At 57.3% G+C, this 16255-nt stretch carries 21 protein-coding genes; 13 read left to right on the plus strand and 8 right to left on the minus strand.

Annotated elements, in window-relative coordinates; genetic code table 11:
* The first annotated feature begins 237 nt into the window (after positions 1–237).
* On the plus strand, positions 238–1380 hold the full coding sequence (locus tag AWB76_RS33175; protein ID WP_061164341.1) for a porin: 1143 nt from the start codon (positions 238–240) through the stop codon (positions 1378–1380).
* A gap of 567 nt (positions 1381–1947) precedes the next feature.
* Here the strand turns inward: AWB76_RS33175 and AWB76_RS33180 are convergent.
* A complete protein-coding gene (locus tag AWB76_RS33180; protein WP_244173553.1) occupies positions 1948–2862 on the minus strand; it encodes a LysR substrate-binding domain-containing protein in 915 nt (304 codons plus the stop codon).
* 186 nt (positions 2863–3048) lie between these two features.
* Between AWB76_RS33180 and AWB76_RS33185 the strand changes: the two genes are divergently transcribed.
* The 9 genes from AWB76_RS33185 (at position 3049) to AWB76_RS33220 (ending at position 10729) form a co-directional block, all read left to right on the plus strand.
* On the plus strand, positions 3049–3816 hold the full coding sequence (locus AWB76_RS33185; RefSeq protein WP_061164391.1) for a chlorocatechol 1,2-dioxygenase: 768 nt from the start codon (positions 3049–3051) through the stop codon (positions 3814–3816).
* Positions 3813–4925, plus strand: coding sequence for a chloromuconate cycloisomerase (tfdD, locus tag AWB76_RS33190; protein WP_061164343.1), 1113 nt, complete (start codon positions 3813–3815; stop codon positions 4923–4925). Before AWB76_RS33185 ends, tfdD begins: the two co-directional genes overlap by 4 nt.
* 71 nt (positions 4926–4996) lie before the next feature.
* Positions 4997–5701, plus strand: coding sequence for a dienelactone hydrolase family protein (locus AWB76_RS33195; protein WP_061164344.1), 705 nt, complete (start codon positions 4997–4999; stop codon positions 5699–5701).
* Positions 5698–6762: a maleylacetate reductase gene (locus tag AWB76_RS33200; protein WP_061164345.1), complete on the plus strand. Its 1065-nt coding sequence runs from the start codon at positions 5698–5700 to the stop codon at positions 6760–6762. Before AWB76_RS33195 ends, AWB76_RS33200 begins: the two co-directional genes overlap by 4 nt.
* A gap of 116 nt (positions 6763–6878) precedes the next feature.
* Entirely contained in the window at positions 6879–7892 is a 1014-nt protein-coding gene (locus AWB76_RS33205) for an AraC family transcriptional regulator (RefSeq protein ID WP_063936417.1), read from the plus strand.
* Positions 7893–8455: 563 nt separating this feature from the next.
* Positions 8456–9703 (plus strand): anthranilate 1,2-dioxygenase large subunit AndAc, encoded by a 1248-nt coding sequence (gene andAc, locus AWB76_RS33210; protein ID WP_061164347.1) that lies wholly within the window; start codon positions 8456–8458, stop codon positions 9701–9703.
* A gap of 4 nt (positions 9704–9707) precedes the next feature.
* The gene (andAd, locus tag AWB76_RS33215) at positions 9708–10184 is read left to right on the plus strand and encodes an anthranilate 1,2-dioxygenase small subunit AndAd (protein WP_061164348.1); all 477 of its coding nucleotides are present in this window, start codon (positions 9708–9710) and stop codon (positions 10182–10184) included.
* 11 nt (positions 10185–10195) lie between these two features.
* Positions 10196–10516, plus strand: coding sequence for an anthranilate 1,2-dioxygenase ferredoxin subunit AndAb (gene andAb / locus AWB76_RS39630; protein WP_074171460.1), 321 nt, complete (start codon positions 10196–10198; stop codon positions 10514–10516).
* Between the two features lie 18 nt (positions 10517–10534).
* On the plus strand, positions 10535–10729 hold the full coding sequence (locus tag AWB76_RS33220) for a hypothetical protein (protein ID WP_061164349.1): 195 nt from the start codon (positions 10535–10537) through the stop codon (positions 10727–10729).
* 285 nt (positions 10730–11014) lie between these two features.
* Here AWB76_RS33220 and AWB76_RS41245 read toward each other — a convergent pair whose 3' ends face one another.
* The 5 genes from AWB76_RS41245 to AWB76_RS33235 form a co-directional block, all read right to left on the minus strand.
* A complete protein-coding gene (locus tag AWB76_RS41245; RefSeq protein ID WP_157696259.1) occupies positions 11015–11392 on the minus strand; it encodes a hypothetical protein in 378 nt (125 codons plus the stop codon).
* A gap of 511 nt (positions 11393–11903) precedes the next feature.
* Positions 11904–12176, minus strand: coding sequence for a type II toxin-antitoxin system RelE/ParE family toxin (locus tag AWB76_RS33225; protein WP_061164350.1), 273 nt, complete (start codon positions 12174–12176; stop codon positions 11904–11906).
* Positions 12166–12360: a type II toxin-antitoxin system RelB family antitoxin gene (gene relB, locus AWB76_RS33230; RefSeq protein WP_061164351.1), complete on the minus strand. Its 195-nt coding sequence runs from the start codon at positions 12358–12360 to the stop codon at positions 12166–12168. Before relB ends, AWB76_RS33225 begins: the two co-directional genes overlap by 11 nt.
* A 366-nt stretch (positions 12361–12726) precedes the next feature.
* Complete coding sequence (locus tag AWB76_RS41250; RefSeq protein ID WP_157694881.1) at positions 12727–12984, minus strand: hypothetical protein; 258 nt, start codon at positions 12982–12984, stop codon at positions 12727–12729.
* A gap of 49 nt (positions 12985–13033) precedes the next feature.
* A complete protein-coding gene (locus tag AWB76_RS33235) occupies positions 13034–13249 on the minus strand; it encodes a CsbD family protein (protein ID WP_061164352.1) in 216 nt (71 codons plus the stop codon).
* Positions 13250–13341: 92 nt separating this feature from the next.
* On the opposite strand from AWB76_RS33235, the gene AWB76_RS41255 reads away from it, so the two are divergent.
* A complete protein-coding gene (locus AWB76_RS41255; protein WP_157696260.1) occupies positions 13342–13536 on the plus strand; it encodes a hypothetical protein in 195 nt (64 codons plus the stop codon).
* Positions 13537–13617: 81 nt separating this feature from the next.
* A complete protein-coding gene (locus AWB76_RS33240; RefSeq protein ID WP_061164353.1) occupies positions 13618–14034 on the plus strand; it encodes a response regulator in 417 nt (138 codons plus the stop codon).
* 451 nt (positions 14035–14485) lie between these two features.
* On the opposite strand, the gene AWB76_RS33245 is transcribed toward AWB76_RS33240, so the two are convergent.
* On the minus strand, positions 14486–14782 hold the full coding sequence (locus AWB76_RS33245) for a DUF6723 family protein (RefSeq protein ID WP_061136674.1): 297 nt from the start codon (positions 14780–14782) through the stop codon (positions 14486–14488).
* A 190-nt stretch (positions 14783–14972) separates the two neighbouring features.
* On the opposite strand from AWB76_RS33245, the gene AWB76_RS33250 reads away from it, so the two are divergent.
* Positions 14973–15428, plus strand: coding sequence for a response regulator (locus AWB76_RS33250; protein WP_157696262.1), 456 nt, complete (start codon positions 14973–14975; stop codon positions 15426–15428).
* Positions 15429–15739: 311 nt separating this feature from the next.
* Here AWB76_RS33250 and AWB76_RS33255 read toward each other — a convergent pair whose 3' ends face one another.
* Entirely contained in the window at positions 15740–15991 is a 252-nt protein-coding gene (locus AWB76_RS33255; protein ID WP_061164355.1) for a DUF378 domain-containing protein, read from the minus strand.
* Positions 15992–16255 lie beyond the last annotated feature (264 nt).

Below are 16255 nucleotides of genomic sequence, written 5' to 3' on the forward strand. Positions count from 1 at the left end.
ATGCGAAAACCTCGCGGCGAAAGCCTTGTGATTGGAGCGAGGCCGCTTCAGCTCGAGTGTATTTCAGCGGCCTGCTAGGTCGGATTCGCTAAATGGCTATTCGACGAATTTCGTCCTTCATAGACTCGCCCTCAAACAAACACGCATTCGCCGCGAAAATCGCGAAAATCATGGACGAAATCTTTTCATGTGCTCGCCTAGCATGCCACAGACCCTAACCAGGGTTCGGAGATAACGATGAAGCGATACCTGAAGGCATTTCTGATCTGTATTCTCGTAAGTTGCAGCGTTGCACGAGCGTACTCTCAATCGAGCATTACATTGTACGGCATCGTTGACACCGGGGTGGAGTTCATCTCTCACGCGGGTCCGGCGGGCGATAGGCTGTTTCGTATGCCCTCAACGACCGGTTCACTACCCTCTCGTTGGGGCTTCCGGGGTAGCGAGGACCTTGGCGGAGGCTATAAGGCAACATTCGTTCTCGAAAGCGGATTCAGTCCGAGCACTGGCGCCTTGGCTCAGGGTGGCCGCTTGTTCGGGCGACAGGCATGGATCGGACTGGAGTCGCAGTACGGTACGCTGAGCTTCGGTCGACAGTACACGACGACCTACATCGCAGTGCTGGAAAATGACATCATGGGACCAGCTATATATGGCATTGCGTCCCTCGATGCCTACATCGCGAATGCCCGCGCTGATAACAGCGTTGCATACCGAGTCAATTTCCGTGGTTTAACTGCTCTGGCCACTTATTCGTTTGGCCGAGACTCCGCCGGTACTGGCAATTCTCCTGGTCAAGGCACATGCGCTGGGCAGGTCCCGGGGGCGGTTACGCAGTGCCGCGACTGGTCCGCGATGTTGAAGTACGACTCGGACAGGTTCGGTGCGGTAGTGTCCTACGAGGAAGAACGAGGAGGTGTGAACGCGGCTGCGAATTTCTTTGACGGCGTCGCGCCGGCGCCACTTTCCACGAGCAACGGAATCGATGCACGGCTCTATATCGACGCCTACGCAAAGGTACTCGGTGCGACGATATCCGGTGGTTGGCTCAATCGTCGCGTGGAAACCGTGAACTCTGGTACCCCAGTCGTCACCTCGAATATGTTTTTCCTTGGGGCGCGATATCTGGTCACGCCCGCAGTGGCCATTGACGGCGAGGTCTTCCGGATCATCAACGCTCAGCACGACACGAGAGCGACTCTTGCGACATTGCGAGGGATTTATTCGCTTTCGAAGCGATCGGCTGTGTATGTGCAAGGCGGGTACATCTTTAACAGCTCCAAGGCTGCTTACGGAGTAAGCGCTGGAGGGCCCGGCGGATCGCCGGCGCCGGGGGTTGGACAAGCAGCGGTGATGGTCGGTTTGCGGCACTTGTTCTAACAGCAGCTTCAACGGCTTCAACGGCATTGAGAGAAACAGAAGGGCTTTTGATGCTCTTGATGCTGTCAAGGCGACGAGAGGATAGCTATGGAATCTTTCAAACGGGCGACGTTAGCGAGATTTAAACAAACTTGTATCGAAATCCTAAGCAGAATTATGGAACGTAGTGACTCAAATCCGGCGCCGCCGTTGATTCAATGGATAGGAGCGGCAATCATTATTTCGTCACCCTTATATGAAGCCGCAAGTACGCACGATCTAGCTGATATCTTCGGCTCGCTGCTGGGCGAGTGGACCGACACCGAAAATTCTGTCCAATAGCGCGCGGACGTCGGGGCATGCGCCCTGTGACGAAGGGGCACCCCTGCAAGGGTTGGGCTCCGGCCGTGGTCGACGATTTGCATCGTGGTTCGATGGTCCCGCGCTCTCACGCAGTACCGGCCTTGAAAAATGACCGGGTATGCGCAATTTCCGTCTTCGAGATATCTGAACGGCAAAATACCCAGCTAGATCGATTTCCCTCAGGCCACGCTGGCCGATGCCGAGATCGAGCGAGCGGGCATTGCATCAACTGGGCGGATGAATCTCGCCTTTGAGACCTCCACCGTCTCGGATCAACGAGGAGACAACTCGTAGCGCTGACTCGACTATCGGGGCGCGGCGATGTGTGCGAAAAACGCAGCTGACAGGTACGGACGGCGCTTTTTGTACAAGCGCTAGTATGGTCACGCCGGGCCACCGTAGATGTGCGACTGATGCAGGAACCAACGTTGCCCCGATTCCGGCGGCGGTCAACGCAAGGGCTGCAAGGACGTCTTCAACCTCGGCTGCGATTTTCGGCTCGGCGCCTTCTGACCTGAACAGCGAAACGACCTTATCAGCGAAACTTGGACGGTCGCCTCGGGGATAAAGGATGACCGGCACGTCTATCAGATCTGCAAGCGTTCGCGCACCGCGCACACGCTCATCCCAGGGATCAGCTACCGCAACGTGCAGACTTTCGGCCCCGATGTTCCAACTCGTCACACCGTCAGTCACCGGATAGAATCGCCCGAATCCGATATCCACGACCCCAGAAAGGAGCGATTCCAGTTGTTCCTCCTTCGTCATATGAGAAACCGCGACAGATGCGTCCGGGTATGTCGCGCGGAAAGCCCTGGTAAAGGCTGGCACCGTTTCGAACACGGGCGTGCCGAAGTACACGAGATTCAACTCCCCCGACTCGCCCCTTGCCGCTGCTTGTGACCGCCGCGACGATCGTTGGGCCAACGTTAGCAGTTGACGTGCGTCCTCAAGGAATACTCTGCCTGCGGCGGTAAGCTCAACGCCACGTGCAGACCGTTCGAAAAGCTTGGCTCCGATGTCGCGTTCGAGCGCCTGTATCTGACGCGTGAGTGGCGGCTGGGAGATATGCATCCTTTCAGCGGCCGTACCAAATCCCCCGGCTTCTGCTACAGCCACGAAATATCTCAACTGCCTCATTTCCACGGTTTGGCTCCGAATGTGTTCGCTTCGAGATTGTGCGCATCGGCGCGATACCGCGCAATAAGGACATACCGATTGCGTATGGGCGGAGAAGACGAAAGGTATTGGACGGTATCGGCGTGCCGTTTCTATCATAATTTCAGGACGGCTGCCGTCCTCGGACTTTTTTGGAAAGGAGGCGAGGTGAACAAGCGAGTTAAGGATGTTGTGGACGGGATCGTATCGGCTGTACAGCGAGTGCTCGATGAAAAGGAGATTACGGAGTCGGAATATCGAACAGCGCTTCATTACCTGATGAAGGTCGCCGAACAGCGCGAGATCGCATTGCTCTGTGACGTGTTCTTCAACAGTACAGTTGTGGCGACGAAGGCTCGCCTAAGCAGCGGCTCGACGCCTGCGATCGAGGGACCCTACTATCGTGAGGACGCCCCGTTCGTAGTCGACCGACTCAAAACGTACGATACCGACGCCCACAAGCCGTTGCTCATCAAGGGAACGGTCAAGGCGGTCGATGGCAGTGTGGCCGAGGGCGTGACGATCGACGTCTGGCATTCGACTCCCGACGGAAAGTACAGCGGATTCCATGACGGGATTCCGACCGATTTTTATCGGGGCAAACTCAGGGTCGGTCGCGATGGCCAATTTAGCGTGCGAACGACAATGCCAGTTGCATACCAGATTCCCAGCGATGGTCCGACCGGTGCATTGCTCGAGACCATGGGCGGTCACTCGTGGCGTCCTGCGCATGTGCATTTCAAGGTAAAGGCACCGGGCTATGAAACGCTGACGACTCAGTACTACTTCGAAGGCGGCGACTGGGTGGGCGACGATTGCTGCAATGGTGTCGAGCCGAGTCTGATCAGTCCCGAGAAGGTGGAAGAGGGCGCCCGAGTGATGAATATCGACTTCGTCATCGAACCCGCACTCGAGCGCTCCGGAGCCAACACATGAAGATCGACGCTATCGACGCTTTGATTGTGGACGTGCCGACCAGACGGCCGATCCAAATGTCAATGACTACAGTTCACCAGCAAAGCTATGTCATCGTCCGTGTGTTTGCCGAAGGACTCGTCGGCGTGGGCGAGGGCGGCAGTGTAGGGGGGCCTGTCTGGAGCGCGGAGTGTGCGGAGACGATAAAGACGATCGTCGAGCAGTATCTGGCACCGCATCTTGTCGGAACTGACGCATTCAACCTGTCGGCCGCGCTGCAAACCATGGCACGTGCGGTCACGGGGAACGCGTCGGCGAAAGCCGCGCTCGAGATGGCGTTGCTTGACCTCAAAGCCCGTGCGTTGGGGGTTTCGATCTCCGAGCTGCTCGGCGGCAGGCTGCGTAATTCAATCCCGATTGCGTGGACACTAGCCAGCGGCGACACGAAGCGCGACATCGACGCTGCGATCGAAATGATCGAAAAGCGGCGGCACAACAACTTCAAGATCAAGCTCGGCTTTCGTTCGCCAGCTGACGACCTGATTCATATGGAGGCGCTGTCGAAAGAGTTGGGATCCAGGGCGTCGCTTCGTGTAGACGTTAATATGGCGTGGGACGAGCAGGTGGCGTCCACGTATATCCCGGAGCTCGAGGCGCTCGGGGTGGATTTAATTGAACAACCAGTCGCCCGCGAAAACACTCGAGCCCTAAGGCGCCTATCCGAAAACAACCGTGTGGCAATCATGGCTGACGAGAGTCTGAGCACTCTTACCTCGGCCTTCGATCTCGCGCGTGACCGAAGCGTGGACGTCTTCTCGCTAAAGCTGTGCAATATGGGAGGCGTGACTGCGACGCAGAAAGTCGCGGCGGTGGCAGAAGCAAGCGGAATTGCCTCCTACGGCGGAACGATGCTCGACTCGACGATAGGTACCTCCGCAGCACTCCAGCTCTACTCAACGATTCCGTCGCTTCCGTACGGTTGCGAGCTGCTTGGTCCCTTTGTCCTTGCGGACACAATTAGCCAAGAACCACTCGAAATTCGAGACTTCGAATTGCAGGTCCCCACCGGCATCGGTCACGGCATGACGCTCGACGAAGAGAAGGTGCGCCGATACGCACGCATTAACTAGGCAGAAAGCGTAGCGCACGCAAAAGTAGCAAATCGCCGACCGCGCTGCGCAAATATAACTGGAGGGTTGTTATGTTGACAGACGGCGTTCAGATCGCGTCGCGCGCTGGCGGGAGATTCGGTGCTTATGTCGGAAAGCCGACGGCCATCACCGCACCCGTTATCGTAATCGCACAGGAAATCTTCGGGATCACGTCTTTCATCAGGGATACGGTAGATTGGCTCGTTGGGGCGGGGTTTGGCTGTTTGTGTCCGGACTTGTACTGGAGGCAGGCACCAGCTATCGAACTCGACGCGAATGTACCGGAAGAACGGGAACAAGCACTCACGTTGTTTCGTGACTTTGACATGAAAGCCGGCGTCGGCGATCTCGCGTGCACGATTGAATATGCCCGCGAGCTCCCTTTCTCCAATGGGCGGGTCGGTGTCTTGGGGTATTGCCTAGGGGGTGCATTGGCGTACGACGTCGCCGCACAGTCGCTGGCAGATTGTTCGGTCGGCTACTACGGCGTCGGACTGGAAAAGAAAGTGTCGTCTGTATCGGCTATCACACGACCGACAATGCTTCACATGGGCTCTAAGGACCATTATGTGACGGAGGAGGCACGTCGAATTCTCGACGAGAGTTTTACTAAGAACGACAGTCTGAGCTTGCATTGGTATCCGGTCGGGCATTCCTTCGCGCGGCCGTCGAGTCCTAACTTTGACCGGGAGGCAACGAGTATAGCGAATGCGCGGACGCTTGAGCTGTTCGGAACATTGAAGGAACTCTCATGAAGAAATTTACATTCGATTACATTAGTCCGCGGGTCGTTTTCGGGGCGGGTTGCCTCTCTGCGTTGCCAGACGAAGTTGAACGGTTTGGCACGCGGCGCTTTCTGGTGTTAAGTACACCAGATCAACACAACGTCGCGAAAGATATTGCTCGGCCGGTAAGGGATGTCGTGGCTGGATACTTCGACAGGGCAACGATGCATGTGCCAGTAGAGGTAGTGGAGGAGGCGGAGCGAGCGTTTGCGGCGAGCGGTGCGGACTCAGTCATCGCGGTCGGGGGCGGTTCGACTACTGGACTCGCGAAGATCCTCTCGATGAGGCTCGGCGTGCCTAGTCTGGTGATACCGACTACCTATGCCGGCAGCGAGATGACGACGATATGGGGCATCACAGAAGGCGGGCTGAAAAGAACCGGCAGAGACGCTAAGGTCCTTCCCAAGACAGTGATATACGATCCATTGCTTACGATCGGACTGCCGCCCGCGATTTCCGTCACCAGTGGATTAAACGCGATTGCACATGCGGCGGAAGGCCTGTACTCGGCGGAACTTAATCCGATTTTGGAGAGCATGTGCAAACAGGGCATCGGAGCGTTGATCGACGCTATTCCGCGACTGGTAGGGAACCCCGCTGACATCGAAGCACGCACTGGCGCGCTTTTTGGCGCATGGCTGTGCGGCACGGTGCTGTCTCATCTCGGTATGGGCCTGCATCATAAGCTTTGCCATACACTCGGCGGAACGCTTAACTTGCCTCACGCGGAAACGCATGCCATCGTGTTGCCCCACGCAATGTCATACAATCTGCCAAACGCCGAGGCCGCGAGACGGTTGCTGCAAGGAGTCGTCGGCGATGATGACGTCCCCGGCGCGCTTTACGATCTCGCAAAACGTTGTGGCGCGCCGCTGAGCCTTGCAGAGATCGGAATGCGCACGGAAGACATCTCGCTAGTGCGCGACCTGGCACTTAAGGACCAGTATCCGAACCCCCGGGCGCTGGAATCGGACGCTCTGGAAACGCTTTTGGCCAACGCGTTTTATGGACGGCGACCGTCCTTAACCTGACCTCCTTCACTCCGGACTTCTTCAAGGAGATCCAGCACGCCACCGCCTCGATGCGCAGCGGAATTTTGGCGAATTAAGCTGCCGGATGCGCCGATCAGGGACGGGAGGAGCACATCATGAACGCATACCCGGTCAATTTAGCCCCGTTATATCACCGCTGCATCTTCAAATCCGCCTCCCGCGTGGATTTTCACGAAGAGACAGCCCGGGAGCTCGCTGAACATCGGCTTCGCTGGCGGGAAGGCGATGCGGATACGGTCCTTTACAAGGCGGATCTGGGCGCGATCGAAGTCTACGGCCTACGTTATGGAGCCGAAGTTGAGGTCACGCCACGACCTTCGAACGATTTCGTAGTCGTTCATTGGGGACTTCGCGGGCTGGTGGAAATGGTATGTGACGGCCAGCGGGCTATCTTGCTACCGGGGCAGACGAGTTGGATTTCCCCGCGCCGCTCATGGAACATGCGTTGGCAAGCCGGCTCGGAACAACTGATCCTAAAGGTGCCAAAAAGCCTTGTGAGCAGCGGTCGAGGAAACGAAAGCCTTCCCTCCTTTGGAATGCTTCCTGCACGGTTCGAAAGGCAATGGCTTGCGCTCGTCCAAATGCTGCTTTCTACGGTAACCGGGCCTACAGAGACGGACGGCTACGACGAGTGGGTCGGCCAGCTCGAACGGCTCGCGGTCGATTTTCTACTAATAGGCGTCGGCGGCGTAAGTAGTGGCCGACACCTATCAGAGAGGCAGACGGCGTCCGCACATGAGGCAATTACCTGCGAGCCGCAAAGACTCCCCATCGAGCGCCTGGAAAACGCGATTTCCGATCGTCTTGGCGCGCAATGGTCGATTAATGACTTAGCCGATGCCGCAGGCGTCAGCCCGCGCGCATTGCAAATGATCTGCCAACGAGAGAGAGCTATCAGCCCAACTGATCTCTTGCGCAACATGAGATTGGACGCAGCGCACAGGCGGCTCAAAACGTCGAGCTTCGTTAGTGTGACCGAAACCGCCCTCGAACTGGGATTCGGTCATCTAGGGCGCTTTTCAAGTTACTATCGGGAGCGATTTGGGGAGTTGCCGAGCGAGACATGTACGCGCCGAAATGCGAAGGCAGTGTCGCGGACGCCCAAATAGCTCAAAAGCTTTCCGCGGCATGTCCGCACAAGTCGATCCGAGCCGACCTCTTCCGATATCAAGTTAGATTTGTGCACGGCGTAGCTACCGATTGAAGGCGGATTTGGGCGACGGAAGCTGCGAGGAACGCCGATCCACAACATTTCTCGCGTGTACGCGTGGGGTAAGCTGTCTTTCTTTGCCCTGGCGCCTGGCAAAGCGGTTACCGCGGCGGATCCGTCGGCGTCGCGGCAGAGGCTTGCTCGTTCAATAGGCATCTGAACTGCTTGTCGACTCTGAAGGCAGAAGAAACGTGCGAGCGTTCTTCCGCCAAGACTGGGCTATCTATCACGTCCTGGCGCACCCGCCATCCATACCGACAAGGCGAGTGCGACAGCCGGTCAGACTCGCCGAGGCAAAGAATCTCCTCAAGTTCTTCGGTCAAACCGAATCGAACGCGAGCATGACGGGTTATCTTCGTTATCTGGATAGGTGGTTTCCCGGACGATTCGGATTTTGGATATCGTCCTGTCTTTCGTATTTTTAGACTCCGTTCTGTGAAGTCCGACATGACGGAGTGAAAAATGCAACACACCTCTGCAACACACGGTATGCCTATGTTTCCCCGTGATGACGGGTCGATGGTTCCATACCAGGTATTCAGCTCTCAAGATGTGTACGAGCGAGAGCAAGAAAAGATCTTTCGCGGACCCTACTGGTCATTTGTCGCGCTTGAATGCGAAATCCCCGAATTCGGGGATTTCAAAAGCACTTTCGTCGGTGACACTCCAGTCGTAGTAACCCGGACCACCGACGGAATTGCCTGCTGGGTAAATCGCTGCGCACATCGTGGGGCGCAGTTGTGCAGAGAGAATAAGGGGAATGCAACTTCGCACACGTGCGTTTATCATCAATGGAGTTACAGCCCCGCTGGAGATCTGCAGGGAGTACCGTTTCGTAGGGGGCAGAAAGGTATGGCAGGCATGTGCGCCGACTTCGTGCCGTCTGAGCACGGGTTGACGAAGCTGCGCGTCGAATGCTACCGAGGCCTTGTCTTTGCGACGTTCAGCAGCGAAACGCCGCCACTGATCGATTACATCGGCCCCAAAATGCGACCCTACATCGACCGCATTTTCCATAAACCGATCGTATACCTCGGGTGCACCCGCCAATATTCGAAGTCCAACTGGAAGCTTTACATTGAGAATGTGAAGGACGGTTACCACGCGAGTTTGCTGCATCTCTTCCACACAACATTCAACATCTTCCGGGTGGGGATGCAGGTTAGGTCCGAAGTCGCGGATAACGGGTTACACAGCATCTTCACGTCAACAAAGCCGCAAATTAAAGAAGATACCAGCGCGGCTTATGCTGCCGACAAGATTCGCACAATGGATAGCAATTTTTTCCTTGAAGATCCGTCTTTGCTTGCACAGATCCAGGAGTACGAAGAGGTCACGACGAACAACATCCAGACCATCTTTCCCCAACTCGTGATCCAGCAGATTCACAACACGCTTGTCGCAAGGCAACTTCTGCCGAAAGGACCTGGTAACTTCGAATTGATCTTTCACTTTTTCGGGTACGAGGACGACACGCCTGAGCTGCGGGAGTTGAGACTGTTACAGGCGAATCTGGTCGGACCGGCAGGCTATATCTCCATGGAAGACACCGAAGCGACAGAACTAGTTCAGCGCGCCACGGCGCGGGACTCGTATGTAACTTCTTTCATGGGAATGGCGCGAGATGTGCCACCGGAGGAAAACTCAGCCATAACCGAAAATATGATTCGGAAATTCTGGGTCGGGTATCAAAACCTCATGGGGTTCTAAGAACATGGACGAAAAGCTGAAGACGTGGCTTGAGATTTACTCGCTTGCGCATCAATACATTAGTTCGCTTGACAACGACCGGCTCGAAGACTGGCCCAATTTCTTCACTCCGGATTGTCATTATGAAATTATTCCAAGGGAAAATCACGATGCGGGCCTACGAGCGTCCGTCATTTATTGCACTAATCAAAAGATGCTTCGTGACCGAGTAGTGTCGCTGCGGCATGCAAATATCTACGAAAAGCATACCTATCGTCACGCGATATCCGGATTGGTCATTGGCGATGAAAAGGACGGGGAGATCACATCAAGTTGTAGCTATATAGTGGTGCTAACGAATCAAGCCGGTGAAAGTGCGGTATATCAGTCCGGCGCATATCACGATACTGTGGTGCGTCTCAATGGCGCACTAAAATACAGTAAAAAAGTGGCGGTGTACGACACTCTACGCGTCCAGACACTGCTCGCGACGCCGATCTGAGGAGGCCGATTATGACCGAATGGTACCGAGCGGCCGTTTGCGCCGACGTCAGCGAAGATACGCCGCTGGGCGTGACCATAGATGGAGTACCGGTTGCGCTCTTTACGACGAACAATGAATATTTTGCGCTGCACGACTTGTGCACTCATGGTGCAGCGAGATTGTCGGAAGGGTTCGTTGAGGGCGGCTGCGTGGAATGCCCTCTCCATCAGGGATTGTTTGATCTAAGAACGGGGGCACCGAGGTCAGCACCGATTGTCGATGCGGTGAAGACATATCCCGTCAGAGTAGTTGACGGGGTGATTGAAATTCGCCTGAGAACCGATCAGTAGTTTGCGGCCGAATCGAGAATGGTGGAGCACATTGTTCATCGCGGTATCATCGGGGTGCGCGCAAACGCGGTCATGAAGCCGAGCGAGAGCAATGACCGGCACTCGCTGTTCCTGCCGCGCATGGTTGAAGCAGGGCTGCGCCTCGATAAGAGCGAGCCGGACACGCTCGCGCAAGTCATCGCGCAGTTTGACGCGGCAGTGAAGGGGGCGTAAGTGGAGCAGCTAACGCTTCCCTCGATCCTCGCCGCGTCGCCGGCGCCCTGGCGCTCGCAAGTGAACTTCGACGGCATGCGCGGGTGCCGCATGATCGACGCGAACAAATGCCGAAGTGCCGCTGCTCGCGATCGCGCGCATTCTCACCGCCGCCGTGCAGAAAGCGTCGCAGGCATCAGCTTAGCAACCGCGAGCGCCGAAGCACCCCCCGTAACGCGCGACACCCCGCGACTTACCCTCATGCCCGGCCAATGTGCCGGCATTTTCGTGGTTGTGGTGATATTGCTATTGACTCGTCAGAAAATCGCCGCCGGAAATGTCAATTGAGCCGCCGTTCTCAGTCATGCACTTCCCGGAGCTCAGCTTGTTGCCGCTGATCGTCCCTGAACAAGTGTAGGTCAGCTGATTACTCATCCCAACCATGGTTGCTGACCAGTTGTTTCCATCACAAAGCCAACTGCCGACTTTGCCTGTTGCTTGAGCGTCTGCCTTGAATATTCGCGCTTGGCCTGTTGCAGAGTTAAGCGTCTGATGCCAGTTGCCCGCAGGATTTCCGACGATCGATATGTGAGGGCCGTCCAATACGTTTCCCGGACATGCCGCGCCGGCTAATGCCGAATAAGTCAAAGAAGACAGGACAGCTATCAATGACAGTCCACGCATGATCGACTCCCTTCAACTCGTTGACTCAACCAATATAGGCGGCAGTTTACCGAGTGTGTCGTCGTGTTTACGATGCTTGCAATTGGCCTCCTACATGCTTCAGGGCTGTAGTCCAGCTAGACGCCGAGTTTACGAATTGCACACTCGGCGACCTGCGCACGCTGCTCGCGCCGCTATCGAATACTCGCAAGCAAGCGGTGCTCTGCGCGCTCGGAACCCACGGCACGCTCGATCACACGGCCATCCTCGGGTGGAAGGAAGCGTTGCGCATGCCCGCGTCTAAGTTCGAAGGACATTCTGCGCGCCCAGCCGCGGCACCTGCGTCTGGACTACGTGTTCTGGGAATACCACGAGACGGGTCAGGCCGCGCCGCTTGTCGGGCTGGAAGACAGCATCAAGGAAGTGCCGACGGGGCGCAGGTTCGCCGAACTGCAAGCGCTCTACGATCGTATGGTGTGGATCGACAGCAGGGTAGAGGCGGAGCACTCCGTGCAGACATGCTCCGGGAATTTCAGGGGTAGCGCTGGCGCGCGTGAAGCACGTTCACGATCTGGATTCGATCGCGCTTCACGCGGTAGACGATCATGTAGTTCGGCAGCACGACCATTTCACGCGTGTTCGGCACGCGACCCTGCCGATAAACGAGAGGGTGGTCAGGGAGTGTGGCGGCCGCCGCAAGAATCGCTTCCTGCACAAAGTCTGCGGCGTCGATGCTGTCTTTGCTGATGAATTCGTGGATCTTGTCGAGTCTGCGCTCAGCACGCGGGCGCCATTCAACGCGCATTGCGCGCCTTCCTGCGCTCAGCGGCCCGGGCGCGAAGCGTCGCGACCACCTCGTCGTGCGGAATGTCTTCGCCTTCCTCGTCGAGCGCGAGTTGCACTTCCTTGCGGAACCACTCGTCGTAGGCTTCGGCTTCTTCTTTGGTGTCGTGCCCGCTGACGGCGGGCTCAGTCCAGATATTTCCCATGAGTGACCTCATTCAGATGCCTTCATGATAGCGCGGGCAGCTTGGCGCGTCACTTTCAAACCATGACGCACGTCGCTCATCTTGACGCTCTGTGTCTGAAAGGTGAATCGCCGTGCTTGGTGGGTCGCGTGGTCGAGCGCCGTTAGTTTTACATAATACCGATTATCGCACGATCGTTCGATAAGAGGGCCGTCGGAAATTAAAGGCGGTTGTCGCAATTCCACGAGTCTCGTTGATGGGAGCGTCGCGGGCCTCCCGGCTGGATAGAGCGAACCGTTCGCGCTCTCCGTCCTCCGCTACGGGATCGACCTCTAGCACTCGATAGCCCGTCTCCGACAGGTCCGCGTCGCAGACGGGCGTGGAGCATTATTGCTTTATTTTCCCAGTCGCCTTGCCGGTCGCGTCCGTCCCCGAAGCGCCATCCGGCGACATGCCCTTTTCACGTTGCTGCATCAGTGTCGGGCCGCCCGAGGCGCTTGCCCCGCTGGAAGCGCTGTCGGTCACTTGATTCTTCGTGGCGCCGTTCTGAGGCGTTGGTGACGGAGCCTTTTGCGTGGTCTGCGCGGGCACGTTCGTGCTTGCCGCTACAAGGAGGACGCTTAACAGAGCTGAGATGCGATTCATGTTTTTCTCCCGAGCCTTACACGGCTTCCCTCATTCTTGAACTAGTCGATTACGGTGCATCGGAGCCGCGGTCACGATCCACCGCCTCATTGGCTGCGTCTTTTGCATCCTCTTCGGCGTTGCCGACTTGTTTTCTTGCCTCGCCAGCAATTTGCTGTGCGTCGCCCTTCGCTTCTTGTGCGGGATCGTCTGTTACTTTGCCGACGCCCTCGTTAATTTTTCCCTTCACCTTTTCGCCGACCCCTTTGACTTGGTCCTCATTCATTGCGGTTCTCCTGAATTCCTGCCGATCGCAGGCTTGACTACACTCGCAAGGAGAGTGCCGACTCCGGTGATGTCTGAGGGAGATAATTAACCGTGTCCGATGCTCCGGAAATCCGGGTTGAACGTCAGCCAGGCGGCTGGATCTGGATCGCACTGGCGGTCGATCCCGACGGCGGGCCATCGCTCGTGCTTCTTCATTCTAAGGAAGCATTCGCGAACGAAGAAGCCGCCCGCTGCGACGCCGAAAAGCTCCTCAGGAAGCTAGGTTCTTCGAAAACCACCAAGTGAACCTGCGGCATAGCCGTTGCTGTTTTCTCGGAAAGTTCCCTCTTTTCGAACATGCAGCCCAGCTCTTCGCGTCCTTCCGGTATGTGGAGCGTCCGATCGTTCCCGGGCGTTACTCCGCCCGTCGCTGTCTTGATTGTCGATGACGATCGCGCCGGGGCGGAGGCGCTTGCGGCTGTGCTGGCGCTTGAGGGGTTCCGAACTACGGTCGTCGAAGGAGGACGGCAAGCATTGAGGACGCCGCCAACATTAAGACCTCACATTGTTGTCCTGGACATTGAAATGCCAGTCTGTGATGGATTCGCGGTGGCTACGGCCATCCGTGAATCGACCTACCTCGCGGCAGTTCCTATCATCGCCTATAGCTCGCTCGACGAAGCTGAGGTTGTCGAACGCGGCAGAGAAGCGCAGATCGACGCGTTCTGCCGAAAAGGCAACACGCTGCATTGCCTGTTCGAACTCATCGAGTTTATGGCGCCGGTCGGGCCCGCCGGCACCTAAACGTCGCCTTGTGTCGCGGGTCACGCGTTCTAGTCGGAGGCGGACTTGCTTTTCCGGGCAGACGCGTTGTGATTGGCACCACTCGACGGTGTGGCAGGCGTGACGGGCTGTCTACCGCCCGAAGATTCTTGCGTTGGAGAACGGGCCCTATCCGCCGTGTTCCCGGTATTGCCTCCCGGCGTGGACGGCTGCATGCCGCCGGCGGATCCTTGTCCACTCACCCGACCGTCTCCCTGCCCCGAGGCTGCAGATTCTTTCGAGCTCGATGCGGAGGGCCCTTGCCCTTCCGTTCCAGCCGCGTGCGCAACGCCGATTACAACGACAGTGACCGCGCACAGGCAGGCATTTCCTAGAATCAGTTTCATACGGCCTCCGAAAGCAGTTCTGACAGCCGGCCTTCTGCCTGATACAAGACAGCGAGTCGCTCCTGCGGACGTCCCCATGTATTCGGTCAGAGTTCTGGTGAATGGAGGTCCGCTTCGACGATTTCCATACCGCGACGCGACGCGGCGTCTCTCGCCGCCTCCTTGGTCTCGAAAGGACCGATTTCCTCGGCGCCGTCAAAAGGAAAGAGCAGTCGTCCGTCCGTCACACGTACGACCTTCAATGTACCCATGAAGCGCCCTGTGGTGCCCGGACGATACGACGCGTACACGCGGTAGTCTTCCGCCGAACGACCAGCAGTCGGCTCGGGGCGCTTCGTTGGAAAGAAGACCAGCTTGGGCCGGCGCAGGCTATTGTTGTCCATGGCGAAAGGCACGACTCGGGCACGTTGAGCCCTTTAGTGCGTGACTACGTGACGCAAAATCTGCTCCATGTCCAATGCCGCGCGAACCGCAGAGCGCACACCCGTCACCGCCGCCCACCATTCGCTTGGCTGCCGAGCGCGATCGGATCGGTCATTGGTGCAATATTGGACCGATACCGTGCCCGCCATCATGAAATCGCTTCTCTTCATCGAAGACAATCCGTACGACCTCGACCTCGCGCAGATAGCTCTCGGGCCGTACTGTGAACCGTGCGCAATGGCCATCGCCCGCGACGGCGAAGAGGCGCTTGCGTATCTGCGGCGCGAGGGTGCCTGGAAACACCGCCTCAACGACGACCCGGCGCTCGATTTATTGGACCTCAAGCTGCCAAAGATCGATGGTCTTGCTGTTCTGCAGGAAATCCGCAGAACGCCGGGCATCTCACTACCCGTTGTTGCGTTGACTTCTTCACGTGAACCGCGCGACCTGCGCCGCTGCTACGAACAAGGCGTTAACGCATACCTGGTTAAGCCTACGGATGTCAGCGAATCGAAAATGCTGGCGCTCGTTGCTCCTTTGCTGGTTGCGGTTGAACACGTTCACTGGCGCGGATTGGCGGACTTCGCTCGTAGGGTCGCCGAATGATTGGAATCACAGCGGCAAGCGGTCGACTGACAGAGGCGCATAGGATGCCTTGAGTTTTGGTGGCGCAGAACCGACACGACCGCAGCACCAACACGGCGCGCCTCCCACGAAAACACGCCGCGCGGTACGTATTGCAAGCCACAAACGAGCTTCTGACATGCTCTTATGCACCCCTAGGGCTGCAAGCGCGAGCACCCCGCCGATACGCGGGAACGGGACCACCGTCTCGAGCACGGACCCGCTCCTCGCGTGTCGGGCAACTATGCTGCGTCCTGCTGAGCATAAGAAGCTAGACGCGTGCGCTGCATGGCTCAACGATGCGCCAACCGAGGTCCGCGCGCCGAGACAAACGCGCGAAACAGCATGTAGAGTCCGGCAAGTCCCACAAGCACATACACGATGCGCGAGGCGGCCGAGCCCGTGCCGAGTATGGCCGCTACGAGATCGAATTGTGCGAGACCAACGAGGCCCCAGTTCAACGCGCCGATGATGACGAGCGCGCCCGCGATCCAGTCGACAGGATTACGGTGAACGACACTTCCTTCCGATGTAACCGTTGGCATATTGACTCCTTTGTTGAACGACGCGTGTCTTCCTGCGGCGCGTGAGCGCAGCAAGCCGTTTCCGAAAAGTTGGGTTGTCTCGCAGCGACTGAGAGGAGCGTCAGAACGTCACTTACAGTCGGTCGATGCTACGAGCCTCAGCGCGAGAGTGCGCTGGCTTGACGCGGCGGGCCCCGCCACGAGGGTCGTTACGTGCATTCATCGGGACTGCAGTGTGTGAATGCGATTGCTTCCAAAGTTGTTTAGCAACGGCCGTGCCGATGC

Source organism: Caballeronia temeraria, from assembly GCF_001544795.2.
Taxonomy (GTDB): Bacteria; Pseudomonadota; Gammaproteobacteria; order Burkholderiales; family Burkholderiaceae; genus Caballeronia; species Caballeronia temeraria.

What these genes read in the sequence shown, in the direction of transcription:
- andAd (WP_061164348.1), top strand. Translation starts at nt 9,708, where the DNA reads ATGGACGAAAAGCTGAAGACGTGGCTTGAGATTTACTCGCTTGCGCAT.
- AWB76_RS33200 (WP_061164345.1), top strand. Translation starts at nt 5,698, where the DNA reads ATGAAGAAATTTACATTCGATTACATTAGTCCGCGGGTCGTTTTCGGG.
- AWB76_RS33220 (WP_061164349.1), top strand. Translation starts at nt 10,535, where the DNA reads ATGGTGGAGCACATTGTTCATCGCGGTATCATCGGGGTGCGCGCAAAC.
- AWB76_RS41250 (WP_157694881.1), bottom strand. Translation starts at nt 12,984, where the DNA reads ATGAATCGCATCTCAGCTCTGTTAAGCGTCCTCCTTGTAGCGGCAAGC.
- AWB76_RS33235 (WP_061164352.1), bottom strand. Translation starts at nt 13,249, where the DNA reads ATGAATGAGGACCAAGTCAAAGGGGTCGGCGAAAAGGTGAAGGGAAAA.
- AWB76_RS41245 (WP_157696259.1), bottom strand. Translation starts at nt 11,392, where the DNA reads ATGCGTGGACTGTCATTGATAGCTGTCCTGTCTTCTTTGACTTATTCG.
- AWB76_RS33255 (WP_061164355.1), bottom strand. Translation starts at nt 15,991, where the DNA reads ATGCCAACGGTTACATCGGAAGGAAGTGTCGTTCACCGTAATCCTGTC.
- andAc (WP_061164347.1), top strand. Translation starts at nt 8,456, where the DNA reads ATGCAACACACCTCTGCAACACACGGTATGCCTATGTTTCCCCGTGAT.
- tfdD (WP_061164343.1), top strand. Translation starts at nt 3,813, where the DNA reads ATGAAGATCGACGCTATCGACGCTTTGATTGTGGACGTGCCGACCAGA.
- relB (WP_061164351.1), bottom strand. Translation starts at nt 12,360, where the DNA reads ATGGGAAATATCTGGACTGAGCCCGCCGTCAGCGGGCACGACACCAAA.
- AWB76_RS33195 (WP_061164344.1), top strand. Translation starts at nt 4,997, where the DNA reads ATGTTGACAGACGGCGTTCAGATCGCGTCGCGCGCTGGCGGGAGATTC.
- AWB76_RS33180 (WP_244173553.1), bottom strand. Translation starts at nt 2,862, where the DNA reads ATGAGGCAGTTGAGATATTTCGTGGCTGTAGCAGAAGCCGGGGGATTT.
- AWB76_RS33250 (WP_157696262.1), top strand. Translation starts at nt 14,973, where the DNA reads ATGAAATCGCTTCTCTTCATCGAAGACAATCCGTACGACCTCGACCTC.
- andAb (WP_074171460.1), top strand. Translation starts at nt 10,196, where the DNA reads ATGACCGAATGGTACCGAGCGGCCGTTTGCGCCGACGTCAGCGAAGAT.
- AWB76_RS33225 (WP_061164350.1), bottom strand. Translation starts at nt 12,176, where the DNA reads ATGCGCGTTGAATGGCGCCCGCGTGCTGAGCGCAGACTCGACAAGATC.
- AWB76_RS33205 (WP_063936417.1), top strand. Translation starts at nt 6,879, where the DNA reads ATGAACGCATACCCGGTCAATTTAGCCCCGTTATATCACCGCTGCATC.
- AWB76_RS33175 (WP_061164341.1), top strand. Translation starts at nt 238, where the DNA reads ATGAAGCGATACCTGAAGGCATTTCTGATCTGTATTCTCGTAAGTTGC.
- AWB76_RS33245 (WP_061136674.1), bottom strand. Translation starts at nt 14,782, where the DNA reads ATGGACAACAATAGCCTGCGCCGGCCCAAGCTGGTCTTCTTTCCAACG.
- AWB76_RS33240 (WP_061164353.1), top strand. Translation starts at nt 13,618, where the DNA reads ATGTGGAGCGTCCGATCGTTCCCGGGCGTTACTCCGCCCGTCGCTGTC.